A 19,154-nucleotide genomic window follows, 5' to 3' on the forward strand; every position below is an offset into this window, starting at 1 on the left:
CCCAGTCCCCCCCCCGCCCCCCCGCCAGCGCGGAGGCGGCCCCGACCGGCCGGCGGAACCCACCCCGCCGGCGCTTCCTGAGCTTCGCCGCGGCCGCCGGCAGCGTCGGCCTCCTCGCGGCCTGCACGCCCGGCGGCGCCACGTCGGCCGGCCCGCAGGCCACCGGCGGCGCGCTCGAGGACAAGCTCAGCATCTACACGTGGGGCGACTACGACTCCCCCGACGTGATCGCGGCCTTCACGGAGGAGCTCGGCCCGAAGGTCACGCTCGACTCCTACGGCTCGAACGAGGAGCTCATCTCGAAGCTCATCGCGGCCAAGGGCACGAGCGGCTACGACCTCATCGTGCCGACGGGCGCGTACATCCCGCAGATGGTCGAGAACAAGCTCATCCAGCCCCTGAACAAGGACCTGCTCCCGAACATCGAGTTCATGGATCCGGCCTTCCTCGGCCGCGGCTGGGACCCCGACAACGAGTACTCCATCTGCAAGGCCTGGGGCACGACGGGCTTCGTCTACGACAAGACGGTCATCACGCGCGAGCTCAAGACCTGGAACGACTTCCTCGACGCCGCGCAGAACGAGGCCAGCGGCAAGACGAGCGTGCTCGACGACCCGGCCGAGGTCACGGGCATCTACTACTGGGCCAACGGCATCGACTGGACCACGACCGACCAGGCCGACATCGACGCGTGCGAGGACTACATCGTCAACACGCTGGCGCCGCACATCGCCGCGTTCGACTCCTACCCGGGCGGCCAGGCCATCCCGCAGGCCACGCAGGTGCTCATGCAGGCGTGGAACGGCGACGCGCGCATCGGCATGATCGAGAGCCCCGACCCCGACCGGTGGCAGTGGGTGCTCGGCTCGCCCGCGACCGAGCTCTGGATGGACAACTGGGCGATCCCCGTGGGCGCCCCGCACCCGGAGGCGGCGCACGCGTTCATCAACTACACGATGGCGCCCGAGAACCAGCTCCTGCAGGTCGACTACATCGGCTACCACACGGGGGCCACGGGCATCCAGGAGACGGCCGAGGCCGAGGGCCTCGAACTGCTCGGCCTGGTGTTCTTCACTCCCGAGCAGCTCGAGACCATGCACGACGGCGAGGTGAACGAGGCGCAGCAGCGCACCGTCGACATCTGGAACAAGGCGAAGGCCGCTGCCGGTGCGTAGGATCCCCTTCGGCCTGGCCATCCCGGCGTGGGCATGGCTGGTGTTCTTCTTCGTGCTGCCCGTGGGCTCGGTGATCTGGTTCAGCTTCGGGTACAAGCCGGGCATGTTCGGCACGCACGCGAACGACGTCCTCTCGTTCGACCGCTACGCGGAGGCCCTCTCGCCGACGTTCTTCTCCGTGTTCCTCAACACGCTGTGGGTCGGCGTGTGGGGCACGGTCATCTGCCTGCTGATCGGCCTGCCGGTCGCGTACTGGATGGCGGTCAAGTCGCCGCCGTCGCTCCGCGGCCTGCTCATCGCGCTCGTCATGGTGCCGTACTGGGCCAACTTCCTGGTGCGCACGATCGGCTGGCAGATCATCCTCGCGCCCGAGGGCTGGTTCTCGCACCTGCTGCAGGACGTCGGCTTCATCAACGGCCCCCTCGACGTGCTCTACACGCGACCGGCCGTGCTGCTCGGCGTGGTCTACAACTACCTGCCGCTCATGATCCTGCCGCTCTACGTCGCCTTCGACCGGGTCGGCGACCCGCTCCGGGAGGCCAGCAAGGACCTGGGGGCGAACCGGTTCTCCACGTTCCTGCGCGTCACGCTCCCCCTCGCGCGCCCCGGCATCATCGTGGGCGCACTGCTCGTGTACATCCCCCTCATGGGCGACTACATCACGGCGACCGTGCTCGGCGGCGCGCAGGGCAACATGGTCGGCCAGCTCGTCGCCAGCCAGTTCCAGACCGCGCAGAACTGGGCGCTGGGCTCGGCCATGGCGGTGATGCTGATCGTCGTGATCATGGCCTCGGCCGCGGCGATCGGCGGCCTGCTGTGGCTGATCGCGCTCCCGTTCCGCAATCGATACCGCGTCACGCTCGAGGAGGCACGATGACGAACAGCACCGTGAGCAGTGCGCCCGACACCCAGGCGGTGGCGGCGACGGGCATCGGCCCGTCAGGGTCGTCGGATGCCGCGACCCGGCCGGCTGCGGCATCCGCACCCCGTCGTCGTCACCGGCGGTCGGCGCTCGACATCGGCATGACGGTGTGGAGCGTGCTCGTCTTCCTGTTCCTGTTCGCGCCGATCCTCGTGATCATCGTGTACTCGTTCAACACGGGCCGGCTGCTCATCGCGTGGGACGGCTTCGGGTTCGACCCGTACCTGACGCTCTTCCTGAAGCCCGCCGTGCAGGACGCGGTGCTGGTGTCGCTGCGCACCGGCGTCATCGCGGCCCTGGTCGCGACCGTGCTCGGCACGCTCGCCGGCATCGCGCTCGCGCGTCGCCCCGGCAAGTGGACCTTCTGGTTCGTGGGCCTGCTGCTGCTCGTGTCGGTCACGCCCGAGATCGTCGACGCGGTGGCCCTGCTGCCGTGGCTCGTGTTCCTCGGCCAGGACCTCGGCATCGGCCTCTTCAACGACGGCATCGTGCGACTCGTGATCGGCCATTCGCTCTTCGCGACGGCGGTCGTGGCGTACATCGTGCGGGCGCGGCTCGTCGGCCTCGACGAGCAGCTCGAGGAGGCGTCGGCTGACCTCTACGCGACGCCGTTCACGACGTTCCGGCGGGTGACGCTGCCGCTCGCGATGCCCGCCGTGCTCGCCGGCGCCCTGCTCTCGTTCACGCTCTCGCTCGACAACACCGTGGTGGCGTCGTTCGTGCAGGTCTCGGGCTCGACGTCGTGGCCCGTGTACGTGCTGAGCGCGCTGCGCTCCGGTCTCCGGCCCGAGATCGCCGCGGTCTCCACGGTCATGCTGCTGTTGACGCTGGGCGCGCTCGCCCTCGTGGCCGTCGTACTGAAGCGCGCGGGCGACTCGGCGACGCAGATCGCGCGCACCATGGCCGGCAGCTGACGCCGGCCTTCCATCCTCGAACCGACCTTCCGCGACATCCGGATGCCGCGTGCCGGCGCCGTGCGCGCCGTGAAAGGAGCACCATGACCCACGCCGACCTCGTCTTCTCGGGCGGGCCCGTCTTCACCGCGACGACTCAACGCTTCAGGGCGAGCGCCGTGGCCGTCACCGACGGGCGCATCGTCGCCGTAGGCCACGACGAGGTGCTCGAGCTGATCGGCCCCGACACCCGGCACGTCGACCTCGCGGGGCGACTGCTCGTGCCGGGGTTCCAGGACGCGCACGTGCACCCGGTGTGGGGCGGCCTCGACCTCATGCGCTGCAACCTCGCCGAGCTCGACACGCGCGAGGCCTACCTCGAACGCCTCCGCGAGTACGCGGAGGCGAACCCCGACGCCGAATGGATCCTCGGCGGCGGCTGGTCGATGTCGGCGTTCCCGGGCGGCACGCCGACGGCCGCCGACCTCGACTCCGTCGTGCCCGACCGGCCGGCCTTCCTGCCGAACCGCGACGGGCACGGCGCCTGGGTGAACTCGGCCGCGCTGCGCCTCGCGGGCATCGACCGGGACACCCCCGATCCGTCCGACGGGCGCATCGAGCGGGATGCGACGGGCGCGGCATCCGGAACCCTGCACGAGGGCGCCATGGGGCTCGTGAACCGGCTGCTGCCCCGCACGACCGACGAGGAGCTCGAGGAGGCACTGCTCCTCGGGCAGGCGTACCTGCACTCGTTCGGCATCACCGCCTGGCAGGATGCGATCGTCGGCACCTACGGCGATGCCGGCGACCCCGGGCCCGCCTACGTGCGCGCCGCGGAATCGGGCAAGCTCACGGGTCGCGTCGTCGGCGCGCTCTGGTGGGATCGCCTGCGCGGCGTCGAGCAGATCGACGATCTCGTCGACAAGCGCGAGCGCTACCGCGCCGGCCGGTTCGCCTCGACGAGCATCAAGATCATGCAGGACGGCGTGGCCGAGAACTTCACGGCGTCGATGCTCGAACCGTACTGCGACGGGCACGGGCACTTCACCGACAACTCGGGCATCTCGTTCGTCGACCCGGCCGTGCTGCTGCCCGCCGCAGCCGAGCTCGACGCGCTCGGGTTCCAACTGCACTTCCACGCGATCGGCGACCGCGCCGTGCGCGAATGCCTCGACGCCGTGTCGCATGCCATCGAGGCGAACGGGCGCAACGACCACCGACACCACATCGCCCACATCCAGGTCGTGCACCCCGACGACATCGGGCGTTTCCGCGAGCTCGGCGTCGTGGCGAACATGCAGTCGCTCTGGGCCGCGCTGGAGCCGCAGATGGTCGAGCTCACGCTGCCGTTCCTCGGGTCGCCGCGCGACGCCTGGCAGTACCCGTTCGGCGACCTGCAGCGTTCCGGTGCGGTGCTGGCCGCCGGCAGCGACTGGTCGGTGTCGACGCCGAACCCGCTCGCGGCGATCCACGTCGCCGTCAACCGCGTCTCGGCGCCCGGATACGAGGAGGGCGAGTTCGACGTGTTCCTGCCCGAGCAGGCCATCGACCTCGCCACCTCGCTCACCGCCTACACCGCGGGCTCCGCGTACGTGAACCACCTCGACGACGTCACCGGCACGATCGAGGTGGGCAAGTTCGCCGACCTCGTCGTGCTCGATCGCGACCCGTTCGCCGGCCCCGCCTCCGAGATCGGGGCGACCCGCGTGCTGCAGACCTTCGTCGAGGGCGACTGCGTGTACGCGGCATCCGACGACTGACGCCCTGATCGGCCCGGTCGGCGGTCGGGTCGGCCGGGTCGAGGCGTCCGCGGACGCGCCGGCCCGACCGGTCGGCGGATGCCGCCTAGGCCGCCGATTCCTCCAAGGAGTCGTCCGACGCCTGCGAACGGGCGAGCTCGTCGAGCACGCTCGCGTGCCGGGGCTCCCATCCGAGCGAGCGGGCCTTCGCCCCGTCGGCTGCCTGGTCGAGCAGCAGCGCGTCGGCGAACGCGGCGCCGAGCCGCTCACGGGTCGCCTCGACGCCCTCGCCGACCACCCCGCCGGCTCCGGATGCCGCGGCCGCCGCCTCGGCGATCGCACGCACCGTCGTGGGCGAGCCGTCGACGGCGATCACGCGCCCGGACGCATCGACGTTCGTGAGGGCGACCACGTAGAGCCGGGCGAGGTCGTCGACGTGCACGAGCGACCAGCGCTGCTCGCCGTCGCCGATGAGCGAGAGCTCCCCCGCCTCGGTGACGGGTGCATCGACGACGAGGTTCACGAGCCCCTTGCCGTGGCCATGGACGACGCCCGGGGCGAGCACCACTGCGTCGACCTCCGACGCGAGGAGGCGCTCCTCGATCGGCACCCGCCAGGCGACGAGCGCGGGCGGTGCGACGGGGTCGTCGTCGGCGATCTCGCCGGCCCCGAACTCCCAGACGCCGCTCGTCAGGACGAATCGCCGGCCGGTGCCGGCGTACGCGCGAATGGCCGCGTCGACCACGGCGGTGTTGAACGCCTCGGCGTCGGAGTCGGGCGCGGCCGCATGGATCGCGCCGTCGGCGCCGGCGAGCGCGGCGGCGAACCACGCGACATCCGTCACGTCGCCGATGATCGGCGTCGCGCCACGGGCGACGACGCGTTCGGCGGCGGACTGGCTGCGGACGACGGCGTGCACGTCGTGCCCGTCGGCGAGGAGGGCGTCGAGGACGGCCGAACCGATGTACCCGGTCGCGCCGGTCAGGAGAATTGTCATGCCCGTCACGCTACGGATCCGCGTCCGGTATCTTCAACGGAACTTCCCTCGACGAAACCAGGAGTCACATGGCGTCCATCTCCGTCACCCCGGCGGGGCCGGCGAGCCCGGTCGCGGCCGGCACGAGCGAGACCGTCTCGACCTGATCGGCGCGAGCGGCGTCAGCCCTCTGCGGGGGCGAGCCGCTCGGAGAGGAACGCGAACATCGCCTCCCGCTCGGCGAATGCACGGTTCGGCGGGTCCTCGCGCACGCCCTTCGTGAGCACGGAGTGGCCGCCCTTCGGCGTGCCGTCGGTGCTCTCGTCGCCCGAGGGGATGCGAACGACCCTCGCGGCCCGCCCGAGGTGGCGCTCGAGCGCGACCAGTCGCGCATCGCCCGACGTGCGGTCCTGCGAGAACCGGAGCCCGAGCACGCAGTGCGACGATCCGCTGCGCGAGGCTGCATAGCGCTCGAGCGCCTCGGCGGGCACGCCGATGCTCCGCGCGCGCGACGGCGTCACCGGGAACGTCGTCGGTGGTCACGGCGGTCGCGATCGCGAAGCCGCCGGTGAAGCACATGCCGACGATGCCGACGCCGCGTCCGGGCGTGCGCCCGGCGAGCTCGCCGGCCACGAGCCGGAGGAAGTCCGTGACCTCGCCCCTCAGGTCGAGCGAGAACGCGCGGAACTCCGACATCACGCAGAGCCTGGCCACCGCGACGGCCTGCACGAGCGCGCTCGCCCGACGACCCGGCACGCCGAAGAGCGACGGCATGACCACGGTGAAGCCGTGCTCGACGAGGAGGTCGCCGAGCGCGATCGTGCCCGGCATGATGCCCGGGATCTCGGGCAGCAGGATGACGCCGGGGCCCTCGCCGCGCTCGAGGCACTCGACGGCGAGCGTGCCGTCGGCGACCATGGTGCGCTTCCACCTGCTGAGCTCGGGCACCGTGTCGACCTCGGGCATCGGTCCTCCGCTCGTCGGGATGCGGCCAGCCTAGGGCTGCGACGCGCCGTGGCGACAGTGCGTCGGCTAGCGTGGCTCGCGTGACCCGCACCCTGCTCATCATCGACATCCAGAACGACTACTTCGCCGGCGGCGCGCATCCGCTGGTCGGCCCCGACGCCGCGGCCGCGAACGCCGCCCGCCTGCTCGCGTCCCACCGCGAGGCCGGCCAGCCGGTCGTGCACGTGCAGCACGTGTGGGACGCCCCGGATGCCGCGTTCTTCGCGCCCGGCACGCACGGCGTCGAGATCCACCCGCTCGTCGCCCCGGTCGACGGCGAGCCCGTCGTCGTCAAGGCGCACCCGAACTCCTTCCTCGGCACCGACCTCGACGTGCGCCTCCGCGAGGCCGGCGCCGATGCCGACGGCGTCGTGATCGTCGGCATGATGTCGAGCATGTGCGTCGATGCGACCGTGCGCGCGGCGGTCGACGCCGGCTACTCCGTGACGGTCGCGCACGACGCGTGCGCCGCCCCCGACCTCACGTTCGGCGACACGGTGGTGCCCGCGGCGCAGGTGCACGCCGCCTTCATGGCCGCGCTCGGCGACAGCTACGCGCAGGTCGTGAGCGTCGACGACCTGCTCAGCTGACGGGCCCCTCCGAGCGGTTCGCCCCGTAGGCCTCGACGAGCCGCACCCCGAACGCCGCGAGTCGGGCGCGCACCGCCCGTGGCTCGACCACCTCGACGCCCTCGACCCAGGCCGAGAGGCGGCGCGCGAGCGCCATCTCGCTCGGGGCGGTGACCCGCACGAGCACCCGGCCGGCGGCATCGGGTGCCGCGTCGGCGACGAGTTCGGTGCCGCCGACCCACCCCCGGAACTCCTCGAGCACGTCGGGCTCCACGCGCACGGTCGCCGTCGCACGGGCGCGCGCGCGTGCCACCTCGCCGCCGACCTCGGCCCACGCCGCCTCGAGGTCGAAGCCCTCGGGCGGCTCGAACGTCTCGTCGAGCGTCTCGGCGTTCGAGAGACGATCGAGGCGGTAACTGCGAAGAGCGGTGTCGGATGCCGCGGGCCGCCGCGCTGCGGCATCCGGAACGTCCTCGGCGTCCGCGCCGCCCGTGGCATCCGGAACGCCCGCGGCATCCGGAACGCCCGCGTCCACCTCCACCGCTCGGGCGATGAGGTACCACGTGCCGCCCTTGTCGATCAGGCCGAGCGGATGCACCGTGCGAGTGCGCGCCGGTCTGCCCCATGCCGTGTAGTCGAAGCGCACGGCACGGCGCTCGAGCACCGCGGCCTGCAGCAGCGCGACCTCCGGCGGCCGCACGGCGGGCGATCCCCAGCCGCCCGCCTCGACGATGACCGACTCGGCGGCGGCCTCGGCGTCGGCTCGGAACGTCTCGGGCAGGGCCCGCATGACCTTGCGCAGTGCGGACCTGGCCTCGTCGCTCTCGCCGGCGCGGGGCCCGAGCGTCAGGAAGAGGGCGCGCGCCTCCGATGCGGTGAACCCGCTCAGGTCGGTGCGGCCCTCGCCGAGCAGCTGCCAGCCGCCTCCGCGCCCGGTCTGCGGGTAGACCGGGATGCCGGCCGCGGACAACGCCTCGAGGTCGCGGCGAGCGGTGGCCACCGAGATCTCGAGCTCCTCGGCGAGCTCGGCGGCGGTCACCCGTCCGCGCGCCTGCATGAGGAGGAGGGTGGCCACGAGTCGGTCTGCGCGCATGATTCGATTCTCCTCGGAAAAGTAGTCATAAGGTGAGCACTTTTGGGGAGCAGGATGGAATCACCAGGTCGGCATCGGGTCGCCTGGCCGAATGAGGGAGACACCATGCTGCGAGGCATCGCCACCGTCAACTGCTACGTCGAGGACCCCGCGGCCGCCGCGGCCTGGTACGCCGAGGTGCTCGGCTTCGAGCCGTACTTCACCCGCGAAGGGCCCGACGGGCGCGCCGCCTACGTCGAGTTCCGCATCGGCGACCACCAGCAGGAGCTCGGCTTCATCGACCGCCGGTTCAGCCCGGCCGGCTTCGGCGCCGGAACGGGCGGCACGATCATCCACTGGCACACCGACGACCTCGAGGGCACGCTCGACCGCCTGATCGAGCTCGGCGCGACGCCCCTGCTGCCGATCACCGAGCACGGGCCCGGGTTCGTCACGGCCTCCGTCGTCGACCCCTTCGGCACGGTGCTCGGCGTGATGACGAACACGCACTACCTCGAGATGCTCGACCGCGAAACCACGACGCAGGCAGCAGGACGGTGATTCTTCCGTGTGTCTCGGCGGATAAACGCGATGATCTGCCACAATCATCCGCCGATGCGCAGAACTTCGGCGAGAGTTCTGTTTGCGGCATCCGCTCGCGCGTGTGACCATCGAAAGATGATCACCGCCGATCGCAGTCCCCGCCTCGCCGCTCCCGCCCCGCACCACGCGGGCCGGGTCGCCGCCGAGCGCGCCGAGATCGACGACGCTGCGACCACCGAGGTCGACGCCCTCACGCTCGGCCGCCGCATCCGCGAGCACCGCACCGCACGTTCGATGACGCTCGGAGAACTCGCCGCCGCCATCGAACGGGCGCCGTCGCAGGTGAGCGCGATCGAGAACGGCAAGCGCGAACCCCGGCTCTCGATGCTGCGCACGATCGCGTCAGCGCTCGGCACGACCGTCGACGAGCTGCTGAGGACGGATGCCCCGTCCGAGCGCGCCGCCCTCGAGATCGCCGTCGAGCGGGCCCAGCGGGGGCCCGTCTTCGCCGCGCTCGGACTCGACCCGTTCCGCGTGGCGAAGGGCATGAACGACCAGACACTCGCGACGATCCTGGCGCTGCACAACGAGATCGACCGCCTGCACCGCGAGCGTGCGGCGACGCCCGAGGAGGCCCGCCGCGCCAACGCCGTGCTCCGCGCCGAGATGCGCTCGCGCGACAACTTCTACCCCGAGCTCGAGGCGAAGGCCGCCGAGCTGCTCGAGGCGGTCGGCCACACCGGCGGGCCGGTGTCGCACCAGCTCGTCGCCGACATGGCCAGCCATCTCGGCTACTCGCTGCACTACGTCGGCGACCTGCCGCACTCGACCCGCTCGGTGACCGACAAGCGCAACGGCCGCATCTACCTGCCAACGCAGCAGTCGCCGTCGCGCGACTCGCGCTCGCCCATCCTGCAGGCGCTCGCGAGCCACCTGCTCGGCCACTCCGAACCGCACGGCTACGCCGACTTCCTGCGCCAGCGCATCGAGACGAACTACCTCACGGCGGCGATCCTGCTGCCCGAGCAGGCGGCCGTGCGCTTCCTCACCGAGGCGAAGAACCTGCGCCGCATCTCCATGGAGGAACTGCGTGACCACTTCGCCGTGTCGTACGAGACGGCGGCGCACCGCTTCACGAACCTCGCGACGGCGAGGCTCGGCATCCCGGTGCACTTCACGAAGGTGCACGAGTCGGGCACCATCATCAAGGCCTACGAGAACGACCGGGTGCGCTTCCCGAGCGACGCGCTCGGCGCCATCGAGGGCACGACGATGTGCCGCAACTGGACGGCCCGCACCGTGTTCGACGTCGAGGACCGCTTCAGCCCCTGGTACCAGTACACCGACACCCCGTCGGGCACGTTCTGGTGCACGTCGCGCATCGAGAAGGCGAAGGAGGGCGAGTACTCCGTGTCGGTGGGCGTGCCGTTCGAGCACGTGAAGTGGTTCCGCGGGCGGGAGACACCCCACCGTGCGGTTTCACGCTGCCCCGATCCGGCGTGCTGCCAGGCCCCGGCGGGCCTCGCCGAGCGATGGGCGGATGCCTCGTGGCCGGCCGCGCGCACCCCGACCTCGCTGCTCGCGGCGCTGCCGACGGGCACGTTCCCGGGCGTCGACCAGACCGAGGTGTTCGCGTTCCTCGAGGCGCACGCGCCGCGCGCCTGAGCTCGGACCGGCGCAGGCGTCTCGCCGCGCCTCGCTGCGCCGCGCCTCGCTGCGCCGAGCAGCACAGCTTGTCCGAGTGCGAGCGGATGTCCCGACACCGCGCACGTGGCGCCGCGACGTGCTGCGCGGGAGGATGGAGACCTACCCAGACCGCCTTGGAGTGATCGCCGTGGGAACGACCGTATTCGAACGACGCCGACCTCCGGCATCCGTTGTCGAACATGCACTGAAGCCGACCCGACAGGCGGTGTTCTGGCTCGAGGACCTGCCCGAGGGCGCCGTCGGCGGGCGTCCGAAGCTCACCGGCACGAAGGTCGCCGACCTGGTGATCGTCGGCGGCGGCTACACGGGCCTCTGGAGTGCGGTGCTCGCGAAGCGCCGCAACCCCGCCTCGCGCGTCGTGCTCGTCGAGGCGAAGTCGATCGGCTGGGCGGCATCCGGCCGCAACGGTGGGTTCTGCGAGGCGAGCCTCACGCACGGCCACGAGAACGGCATGTCGCGCTGGCCCGCCGAGATGCCCACGCTGACCCGGCTGGGGCTCGAGAACCTCGACGCGATCGAGGCCTCCGAGGCCGAACTCGGCATGGACTTCCACTTCGAGCGCACCGGCCAGCTCGCGCCGGCGATCGAGGAGCACCAGGTCGAGTGGTTGCGCGAGATGCACGCCGAGGCCGTCGCCGAGGGCGATGACGACGTCGTCTTTCTCGACGAGCGCGAGGTGCAGGCGTCCGTCGCCTCGCCGACCTTCCTCGCCGGCGTCTGGGAGAAGCGCTCGAACGCCATGCTGCATCCGGCGCGACTCGCGTCCGAACTGGCGCGCGTCGCCGAGGAGCTCGGCGTCGAGGTCTTCGAGCACTCCCCCGTGAAGCGCATCGACACCCCGGGCTCGACCGGCGCGGTCAGCGTCATCACCGACGGCGGCCGCGTCGACGCGACGAACGCGGTGCTCGCGACGAACGTCTTCCCGTCGCTGCTGAAGCGCAACCGGCTCATGACCGTGCCCGTCTACGACTACGTGCTCATGACCGAGCCGCTCTCCGAGGCGCAGCTGTCGAGCATCGGATGGCGCGACCGCCAGGGCATCGGCGACATGGCGAACCAGTTCCACTACTACCGGCTCTCGAAGGACAACCGCATCCTGTTCGGCGGGTACGACGCGATCTACCACTACGGCCGGCGGGTGCGCACGGGCTACGAGAACCGCCCCGAGACGTGGGAGAAGCTGGCGAACCACTTCTTCACGACCTTCCCGCAGCTCGAGGGCCTGTCGTTCAGCCACCAGTGGGCCGGAGCGATCGACACGAGCACGCAGTTCACGGCGTTCTTCGGCACGGCCCGCGACCACCGCGTCGCCTACGCCGCCGGGTTCACCGGGCTCGGCGTGGGGTCGACCCGCTTCGCCGCCGAGACGATGCTCGACCTGCTCGATCGGCGCGACACCGAGCGCACGCGGCTGCAGATGGTGCGCAAGCGCCCGCTGCCGTTCCCGCCCGAGCCCGCGGCTGCGATCGGCATCAACGCCACGCGGTGGTCGCTCGACCGTGCCGATCACAACCGCGGTGAGCGCAACCTGCTGCTGAAGACGCTCGACGCCCTCGGCCTGGGGTTCGACTCATGACCGGCCTCACCCGGCTCCTCGCGGGTGCCGTGACGGATGCCGCGGGCCTGGCACTCGAGCACGAGCCCGTCGCTGCCGACCAGGTCGTGACAGGTGCTCCGACGACCGGCCATCTCGTGCTCGACTCGACCGAGCCCGACGGCGGTGACGACCCGGATGCCGCAGCCGACGCCGGCCGGACGATCGGCGTCTGGGAGATGACCCCGGGCGCGATGAGCGACGTCGAGGCCGACGAGCTGTTCGTCGTGCTCACGGGCGACGCGACCGTCGAGTTCGTCAGCCCGGCGCTCGCATCGATCGAGCTCCGGCCCGGCTCCGTCGTGCGGCTGACGTCCGGCATGGAGACCGTCTGGACGGTGCGCGAGACGCTGCGCAAGGTCTACGTCGCGCCCTAGCCGGCCTCGATAGGCTCGACGCATGAGCGTTCCCGACGAGCTTCTCACCGCGCCCGCGTCCGTCGTGTCGGTGTCGCGCGACGACGCGCACCACTTCAGCAAGCCGCGACATGACGAGATCCGTCTCGTCACGGGGTTCGGAGTCGAGGGCGACGCCCACTTCGGCAGCACGGTCCAGCACCTCTCGCGGATCAGGCGCGACCCGTCGACACCGAACCTGCGCCAGGTGCACCTCATCCACGCCGAACTGCTCGACGAGCTGGCGACCGACGGCTACGCGGTCGCGCCGGGCGCGCTCGGCGAGAACGTGCTGACCCGTGGCGTCGACCTGCTCGGCCTGCCCCGAGGGTCCCGCCTGCGGCTCGGCGACGAGGCCGAGATCGAGATCACAGGACTCCGCAACCCGTGCGTGCAGATCGACCAGCTCGGCGACGGGCTGATGAAGCGCCTCGTGTCGCGTGGCGACGACGGCGAAGTCGTGCGTCTCGCGGGCGTCATGGCGGTCGTGCTCGCCGACGGCCCCGTGATCCCCGGCGACGCGATCACCGTCACACTGCCCGACGGCGAACACGAGGCGCTGCAACCGGTCTGACCCCGACCGCGAACACCGTTCCCAGCGGGGCCGGGCGCGGTGCGGTGTCGACGCACGGGGTCACGCGTGTTGCACGGCGGTCGATGCCACGGGTAGGAATTGAGCGGCCCCTCCCCCGAACAGTCAGGAAGCACGCCCATGCGCACGCTCGTCACCACCGGATCGCCCTGGGAGACCAAGATCGGCTACTCGAGGGCGGTCGTCGTCGACGACACGATCCACATCTCGGAGACGGCCGGCGCCGGCGACGACCTGTACGCGCAGACGCGGGCCGCGCTCGCGACCATCGAGTCGGTGCTCGTCGAGCACGGCTTCTCGCTCGCAGACGTCGTGCACAGCCGCCTCGCGGTGAGCGACTTCGAGAACTGGGAGGAAGCCGCCCGCGCCCACGGCGAGGTCTACGCCGAGATCCGCCCCGCGTTCACGCTCACGCACGCCCTGCCGTTCGTCGACGCCGCGATCCTCGTCGAGGTCGGCGCGGTGGCGACGCGCAGCCGCGGCTGACCCGGATCAGCCGCACATCTCCTTCGGCGCACTTGGACGCTCCGACGAACCCATCGCCCACACGACGTCGCCGTCCACGATGAAGTCCATCCACCCGTTCTCGTCGTCACCGACCGCGTAGCCGTAGGTGTCGGAGGCGGTCTGCCCGGCGAGCTCGAGCTCGGGGTACGCCGCCGCGAGCTCATCGCCCGATGATCCGAGGTGGATTCCCGCTGCCGTCGTCGGCGCGACCGGAACGACGCCGTCCACGCCGGCGAGACCGCTCACCCAGACCGACGCGATCTCGGTGCCGTCATCTGAGAGTCTCAGCAGGATCTGCGCCGTCGCGTCCTTCGAGAGGTCGATGACACCCGGGCAGTACTCCGTCACCTCGAACGTCGCCAACGGCGCGATCGACTCGGGGTACGGGGCACCGCGCACGATGGGTCCGATGCCGGCCGCCGTGATCTCCCACGACGCGACGTCGGCGAGGTCCGGAACGACCGGCGTCGGGATCGGGGTCTCGGACGGTGGCGGCGTGGTCGCGGACGGCTCAGGTACCTGCGACGCCGTCGAGGTGGGCTCACTCGCATTCGCTCCACCGAGGGCGCAACCTGCGAGTCCCATCAGGGCGAGCGCAGCCAGGCCGAACGCAGCCGGCGCCGATGCGAACGGGCGGAATCGTGACACGGGTTCTCCTCTGGGTGAACGTGCGGGGGGAACCGCATGGTCACGCTATCGGGGTGATCACGCCATCGACATCCGGCCAGCATCTCGCTTCGATAACACCCGCTTCACACGGGTGATTCAGGCCGCGGCATCCGCTGCCGGTGCGCGCTCGGTCGGCGGCGCCGCCGGACCGATGCGGAACGTCAGCACGAATCGCTCGAGCAGCTCATCGTCTCCGGCCAGGACGGTGGCCCGCGCGGCGTCGCCGGCGAGCAGGTCGCGAAGGGAGTCCGGTTCGAGTGCGAGTTCGAGCAGGGCGCCCGGCACGGGCTCGAAGGCCGAGCGCCGCCTGGGCTGCGGCAGGGCGCCGGGACCGATCGGCACGATGTCGAGCGTCGCGCCGAGGACGATGACCGAGAGCGAGACGCCGCCCACGTGGAGCACGTACTCGGTCGGCGGCAGGCCTGCCGCGGCATCCGCTCGGAACGCCGCTCGCAGCGAGATCGCGAGCGCGTCGGCGCCGACCGTGTCACCCTCGACGGGTTCGCCGAGCTCTGACCAGCCCCACCGTTCGAGCGCGACGACGACCGGCTCGAGCGCGAGCCCGAGGCGGGTCAGCTCGTAGCCGCCGCGCACGGTCGGCACGCGGCGGACGACCCCGGCCTCCTGCAGCTCCTTCAACCGGTCGCTGAGGATGTTGGTCGGGATGCGCGGCAGCGAGGCCTTCAGGTCGCCGTATCGACGCGGCCCGACGAGCAGGTCGCGCACGATGAGCAGCGCCCATCGGTCGCCGATGCGCTCGAGCGCGCGGGCCGTGCCGCTGTACTGCCCGTACCCGCGCGCCGCGCGTGTCGCCACGAGGTCGGCCGGATCAGGCGGTGGCCTGGCCGGCGCCCTGCTCGGCCATGTAGGCCTCGGGGCCCTTCTCGGCGGCCACCTGGTCCATGTAGAGGAACCCGAGGATGTTGCCGTCGGGGTCTTCGAGGTCGCGCGAGTACATGAAGCCGTAGTCCTGCGCCTCACGCGGCTCGGTGCCGCCGGCCGCGAGACCCTTCACGAGCACCGCGTCGACCTCGTCGCGCGAGTCGCGGGTGAACGAGATGCTCGTCTGGGCGTGCGTCTTCGGGTCGATGATCTGCTTGTCGGTGAAGGTGCCGAGGTACTCGCGCGTGAGCACCATGAAGTAGATGTTCTCGTCGAGCACGACGCACGCGGCGTTCTCGTCGGTGAACAGCGGGTTGATGCGGAACCCGAGCCCCTCGTAGAACGCCTTCGAGCGCTCGAGGTCATTGGTGGGCAGGTTCACGAAGATGCTGGTCGCGGTCATGATCTCCTCCTGGGGAGCGTCGTCTGAAGTGCTTCGTGCGTCCCAGCTTGCTCTTTGCAAGTGAACTTGTCAATAGCAAGTAAACGAGGCGACCCGGCGGGCCGCGATCAGCGCGACGCGCTCCGCCGCACGAGCAACGCGAGGTGCAGCCCCGTCAGCACCTCGCCGTCGTCGAGGTCGAGCCCGAGCAGGTCGCCGATGAGCGCGAGCCGCTGGTAGAACACCGAACGAGAGAGGTGCGAGGCCGCCGCGGCCGCCGTGCGATTGCCCGGATGCGCGAGCATCGCGCCGAGCACGCTCAGCAGGTCGCCGTCGCGGGCGAGGTCGTACTCGATGAGCGGCGAGAGCATCCGCTCGCTGTGGCGGAGCAGCCGATGGTCGTCACGCAACGACGTCACGAGCCGCATGAGCGGACGGTCGTCGGCACGCCGCACGATGACGCCGCGCACCCCGCGCGGGCGTGCCCCGCGGGCGAGGTCGGTCGCCTCCTGCACCGAGCCGAGCACGCCCTCGAGCCCGGTCGCGGCCGCGCCGATCGAGAGCACCAGCCGATCAGCGGATGCCGCGTCGCCGCCCACGAGCGCCGACCCGAACTCCTTCGCCTGGGCGTCGGACAGCGCCTTCGGCACCGACAGCAGCACGATGCGGGCGCCGGTCGGGGCGCCCGCGGCGTTCGCGGCGCCGTCGATCGCGCGCCCGGCGAGTGCGCGCGCCGCGGCATCCGCAGCCCCCGGCGCGACCGTCGCCCCGGTGGAGACGATGCCGTAGAGCGTCGCGCCGTCGATGGGCAGGCCGGCCGCCTTCACCCGCGCCTCGGCGCCTGCGAGGCCCGCGAAGCGGCCCGCCACGAGCCCATCGACGAGGCGCTGGCGGCCGATGCGGGTCCACTCGTCGTTCTCGCCGTCGGCGAGTCGCCCGAGCGCGAGCGCGATGGCGCCCTGCTCGAGGACGCTCGTGCGTCCGGCGGGGTGCGTCGGGCCGGGCAGCGCGATGAGGTGGCCCCACCGCGTGCCGCGGGCCTCGACCGGCACGATGAGCCAGTCGTCATGCGTCGGATGCGGCGCGACCGGGCCCCCGCCTGCGGGCGCCCCGCGATGGCGCAGCTGCTGGTCGCGGCGATGGGCGAGCCGCGAACGCGCCTCCCAGTTCGTGAAGAGCTCCTCCTCGGCGGCGGGCGGCACCTCGGCCGCGACGACCTCGTGCGCGAGGTTCTCGAGGATGACGGCCGACCCGAGCGTCTGCGCGAGCTGGTGCACGATGAAGTCGGCGGGCGACCCGCGCAGGCTGAGCGCCGTGAACCGCTCGCGCACCTCGTCGCGAGCGCGAAGCGCGGCCGTCTGCTCCGAGATGATGCGGCTGTGCACGGCCTCGGTGAGCGCCACGAACTTCACCTCGCGGTGCAGCACCACGAGGGCGAGCCCGCGGTCGCGCGCGGCCTTCTCGACCACGGCCGGCACGTACCGGTAGTGCACGCCGAGCTCGAGCACGAGCCCCGAGAGCCCCGCCTCGACGAGGCCTCCGATGAACGCGTCGAGGTCGGCCGGCTCGGTCGGCCACCCCGACCCCGTGGACAGCAGCAGTTCGCCGCCGTCGAGCAGCCGGGCGACGCCCGAACTGTCGGACAGGTGCACCCAGCGCACGCGCGCGTCGAGCGCGTCATCGCCCGCGAGCACCTCGGGCAGGCCGTCGACGACGGCGTCGAGCGAGAGGATCTCCCGAACGGTCGGCAGCCCGTCGTCGACGAACGCCGCTCCCAGACGATCCGTCTGGATCGACCGGTCTTCGCGACGTTCTGACATCGATGAGTCCTCGCACCCTCTGAAAAGCTTGAGCTGCAAGCCTAACCGACGGTTCGGGCGAAGTGTCCGGGTGCGAAGGCGTCCGACTCGCGGCATCCGTCACCACCCAGTCACGAAGGAACCACCATGAGCCTCACCGAGACCGCCACCTCGCCCGCGTCGTCCCCGCACGTGCCGGTGATCGGGCACTGGATCGACGGTGCGCCGAGCGCCTCGTCGTCGGGGCGCACGGCCCCCGTGTACAACCCCGCCACGGGTCGTGTGCAGGCCGAGGTCGCGCTGGCCGACCAGGCCGAGATCGATGCGGCGATCGCCTCGGCGCACGCCGGCTACCTCGAGTGGAGCGGCTACTCGATCGCGAAGCGGCAGACCGTGCTGTTCTCGTTCCGCGAGCTGCTGAACGCCCGCAAGGGCGAGCTCGCCGCCATCATCACCGCCGAGCACGGCAAGGTCGTCTCCGATGCGATGGGCGAGATCCTGCGCGGCCAGGAGGTCGTCGAGCTCGCCACCGGGTTCCCGAGCCTCATCAAGGGCGCCTACTCCGAGAACGTCTCGACGGGCGTCGACGTCTACACGCTGAAGCAGCCCGTCGGCGTCGTGGGCATCATCAGCCCGTTCAACTTCCCGGCCATGGTGCCGCTCTGGTTCTTCCCCATCGCGATCGCCGCCGGCAACGCCGTCGTCCTGAAGCCGAGCGAGAAGGACCCCTCGGCCGCACTCTGGATCGCGCAGCTCTGGAAGGAGGCGGGACTCCCCGACGGCGTCTTCACCGTGCTGCAGGGCGACAAGCTCGCCGTCGACGGGCTGCTCACGTCGCCGCTCGTGCAGTCGATCTCGTTCGTCGGCTCGACCCCGATCGCCCAGTACATCTACGAGACCGCGTCCAAGCACGGCAAGCGGGTGCAGGCGCTCGGCGGCGCGAAGAACCACATGCTCGTGCTGCCCGACGCCGACCTGGACCTCGTCGCCGACCAGGCCGTGAACGCCGGGTACGGCGCGGCCGGCGAGCGCTGCATGGCGATCTCGGTCGTGCTGGCCGTCGAGCCGGTCGCCGACGAGCTGATCGCGAAGATCACCGAGCGCATCGCGAAGCTGAAGATCGGCAACGGCGCCGGCATCGACGCCGGTGACGGCAAGCTCAGTGAGCCCGACATGGGCCCGCTGATCACCGACGTGCACCGCGACAAGGTGTCCTCGTACGTCGACATCGCCGAGGCCGACGGCGCGACCGTCGTCGTCGACGGCCGCGGACTCACCGTCGACGGGCACGAGGACGGTTTCTTCTTCGGCCCGACCCTGCTCGACCACGTGCCCACCTCGTCGCGGGCGTACACCGAGGAGATCTTCGGCCCGGTGCTCTCGATCGTCCGCGTCGAGTCGTACGACGAGGGCCTCGACCTCATCAACTCCGGCCAGTTCGGCAACGGCACCGCCATCTTCACGAACGACGGCGGCGCGGCGCGCCGGTTCCAGAACGAGGTGCAGGTCGGCATGATCGGCATCAACGTGCCGATCCCGGTGCCGGTCGCCTACCACTCGTTCGGCGGATGGAAGCAGTCGCTGTTCGGCGATGCGAAGGCCTACGGCGCCCACGGCTTCGACTTCTTCACGCGCGAGAAGGCCATCACGAGCCGCTGGCTCGACCCGGCCACGCGCGGCGACTCCGCGCACACCGGTATCAACCTGGGCTTCCCCCAGAACCACTGATCCCG

At 71.4% G+C, this 19,154-nt stretch carries 19 protein-coding genes and 1 pseudogene; 12 read left to right on the forward strand and 8 right to left on the reverse strand.

What is annotated here, in order from left to right; all coding sequences use genetic code 11:
* The 4 genes from ACR3IO_RS12660 to ACR3IO_RS12675 form a co-directional block, all read left to right on the forward strand.
* Positions 1 to 1,175: extracellular solute-binding protein (locus tag ACR3IO_RS12660; RefSeq protein ID WP_434071572.1), on the forward strand; the 1,175-nt coding region annotated here is incomplete at its 5' end.
* Positions 1,168 to 2,052 carry an ABC transporter permease gene (locus ACR3IO_RS12665; RefSeq protein WP_434071573.1) on the forward strand — a complete coding sequence of 295 codons (885 nt, stop codon included), beginning with the start codon at positions 1,168 to 1,170 and terminating at the stop codon, positions 2,050 to 2,052. The genes ACR3IO_RS12660 and ACR3IO_RS12665, both read left to right, overlap by 8 nt.
* A complete protein-coding gene (locus ACR3IO_RS12670) occupies positions 2,049 to 3,011 on the forward strand; it encodes an ABC transporter permease (protein WP_434071574.1) in 963 nt (320 codons plus the stop codon). The genes ACR3IO_RS12665 and ACR3IO_RS12670 overlap by 4 nt, the downstream gene beginning before the upstream one ends.
* Positions 3,012 to 3,094: 83 nt before the next feature.
* Complete coding sequence (locus ACR3IO_RS12675) at positions 3,095 to 4,750, forward strand: amidohydrolase (RefSeq protein WP_434071575.1); 1,656 nt, start codon at positions 3,095 to 3,097, stop codon at positions 4,748 to 4,750.
* Positions 4,751 to 4,835: 85 nt separating this feature from the next.
* On the opposite strand, the gene ACR3IO_RS12680 is transcribed toward ACR3IO_RS12675, so the two are convergent.
* The 3 genes and pseudogenes from ACR3IO_RS12680 to ACR3IO_RS12690 all read right to left on the reverse strand — a co-directional run.
* Entirely contained in the window at positions 4,836 to 5,726 is an 891-nt protein-coding gene (locus ACR3IO_RS12680; RefSeq protein ID WP_434071576.1) for an NAD-dependent epimerase/dehydratase family protein, read from the reverse strand.
* A 161-nt stretch (positions 5,727 to 5,887) separates the two neighbouring features.
* Complete coding sequence (locus tag ACR3IO_RS12685) at positions 5,888 to 6,226, reverse strand: hypothetical protein (RefSeq protein ID WP_434071822.1); 339 nt, start codon at positions 6,224 to 6,226, stop codon at positions 5,888 to 5,890.
* A 61-nt stretch (positions 6,227 to 6,287) separates the two neighbouring features.
* Positions 6,288 to 6,671 (reverse strand): annotated as a pseudogene (locus tag ACR3IO_RS12690) (dienelactone hydrolase family protein); the annotation flags it as partial.
* A gap of 80 nt (positions 6,672 to 6,751) precedes the next feature.
* Here ACR3IO_RS12690 and ACR3IO_RS12695 point away from each other — a divergent pair.
* Positions 6,752 to 7,300 carry a cysteine hydrolase family protein gene (locus tag ACR3IO_RS12695; RefSeq protein WP_434071577.1) on the forward strand — a complete coding sequence of 183 codons (549 nt, stop codon included), beginning with the start codon at positions 6,752 to 6,754 and terminating at the stop codon, positions 7,298 to 7,300.
* Here ACR3IO_RS12695 and ACR3IO_RS12700 read toward each other — a convergent pair.
* Positions 7,293 to 8,372 carry a helix-turn-helix transcriptional regulator gene (locus tag ACR3IO_RS12700; RefSeq protein ID WP_434071578.1) on the reverse strand — a complete coding sequence of 360 codons (1,080 nt, stop codon included), beginning with the start codon at positions 8,370 to 8,372 and terminating at the stop codon, positions 7,293 to 7,295. The genes ACR3IO_RS12695 and ACR3IO_RS12700 overlap by 8 nt on opposite strands.
* A gap of 105 nt (positions 8,373 to 8,477) precedes the next feature.
* On the opposite strand from ACR3IO_RS12700, the gene ACR3IO_RS12705 reads away from it, so the two are divergent.
* The 6 genes from ACR3IO_RS12705 to ACR3IO_RS12730 all read left to right on the forward strand — a co-directional run bounded on the left by ACR3IO_RS12705 (position 8,478) and on the right by ACR3IO_RS12730 (position 13,668).
* Positions 8,478 to 8,912 (forward strand): VOC family protein, encoded by a 435-nt coding sequence (locus ACR3IO_RS12705; protein WP_434071579.1) that lies wholly within the window; start codon positions 8,478 to 8,480, stop codon positions 8,910 to 8,912.
* A 117-nt stretch (positions 8,913 to 9,029) separates the two neighbouring features.
* Positions 9,030 to 10,559, forward strand: coding sequence for a helix-turn-helix domain-containing protein (locus tag ACR3IO_RS12710; RefSeq protein ID WP_434071580.1), 1,530 nt, complete (start codon positions 9,030 to 9,032; stop codon positions 10,557 to 10,559).
* Between the two features lie 169 nt (positions 10,560 to 10,728).
* Positions 10,729 to 12,177: an NAD(P)/FAD-dependent oxidoreductase gene (locus ACR3IO_RS12715; RefSeq protein ID WP_434071581.1), complete on the forward strand. Its 1,449-nt coding sequence runs from the start codon at positions 10,729 to 10,731 to the stop codon at positions 12,175 to 12,177.
* Positions 12,174 to 12,572, forward strand: a complete 399-nt coding sequence (locus ACR3IO_RS12720) for a cupin domain-containing protein (protein WP_434071582.1) — start codon at positions 12,174 to 12,176, stop codon at positions 12,570 to 12,572. The genes ACR3IO_RS12715 and ACR3IO_RS12720 overlap by 4 nt, the downstream gene beginning before the upstream one ends.
* A 22-nt stretch (positions 12,573 to 12,594) precedes the next feature.
* A complete protein-coding gene (locus ACR3IO_RS12725; RefSeq protein WP_434071583.1) occupies positions 12,595 to 13,164 on the forward strand; it encodes an MOSC domain-containing protein in 570 nt (189 codons plus the stop codon).
* Positions 13,165 to 13,302: 138 nt separating this feature from the next.
* On the forward strand, positions 13,303 to 13,668 hold the full coding sequence (locus ACR3IO_RS12730) for a Rid family hydrolase (protein WP_434071584.1): 366 nt from the start codon (positions 13,303 to 13,305) through the stop codon (positions 13,666 to 13,668).
* Between the two features lie 6 nt (positions 13,669 to 13,674).
* On the opposite strand, the gene ACR3IO_RS12735 is transcribed toward ACR3IO_RS12730, so the two are convergent.
* The 4 genes from ACR3IO_RS12735 to ACR3IO_RS12750 form a co-directional block, all read right to left on the reverse strand.
* Complete coding sequence (locus ACR3IO_RS12735) at positions 13,675 to 14,337, reverse strand: hypothetical protein (protein ID WP_434071585.1); 663 nt, start codon at positions 14,335 to 14,337, stop codon at positions 13,675 to 13,677.
* A 117-nt stretch (positions 14,338 to 14,454) separates the two neighbouring features.
* Positions 14,455 to 15,174 (reverse strand): winged helix-turn-helix transcriptional regulator, encoded by a 720-nt coding sequence (locus tag ACR3IO_RS12740; RefSeq protein ID WP_434071586.1) that lies wholly within the window; start codon positions 15,172 to 15,174, stop codon positions 14,455 to 14,457.
* A 13-nt stretch (positions 15,175 to 15,187) separates the two neighbouring features.
* Positions 15,188 to 15,643, reverse strand: coding sequence for a VOC family protein (locus ACR3IO_RS12745; RefSeq protein WP_434071587.1), 456 nt, complete (start codon positions 15,641 to 15,643; stop codon positions 15,188 to 15,190).
* Between the two features lie 107 nt (positions 15,644 to 15,750).
* Entirely contained in the window at positions 15,751 to 17,442 is a 1,692-nt protein-coding gene (locus ACR3IO_RS12750; RefSeq protein WP_434071588.1) for a PucR family transcriptional regulator, read from the reverse strand.
* 126 nt (positions 17,443 to 17,568) lie between these two features.
* Between ACR3IO_RS12750 and ACR3IO_RS12755 the strand changes: the two genes are divergently transcribed.
* Complete coding sequence (locus tag ACR3IO_RS12755) at positions 17,569 to 19,149, forward strand: CoA-acylating methylmalonate-semialdehyde dehydrogenase (RefSeq protein ID WP_434071589.1); 1,581 nt, start codon at positions 17,569 to 17,571, stop codon at positions 19,147 to 19,149.
* Positions 19,150 to 19,154 lie beyond the last annotated feature (5 nt).

It is taken from the genome of Agromyces sp. Marseille-Q5079, assembly GCF_051016555.1.
Lineage (GTDB): Bacteria > Actinomycetota > Actinomycetes > Actinomycetales > Microbacteriaceae > Agromyces.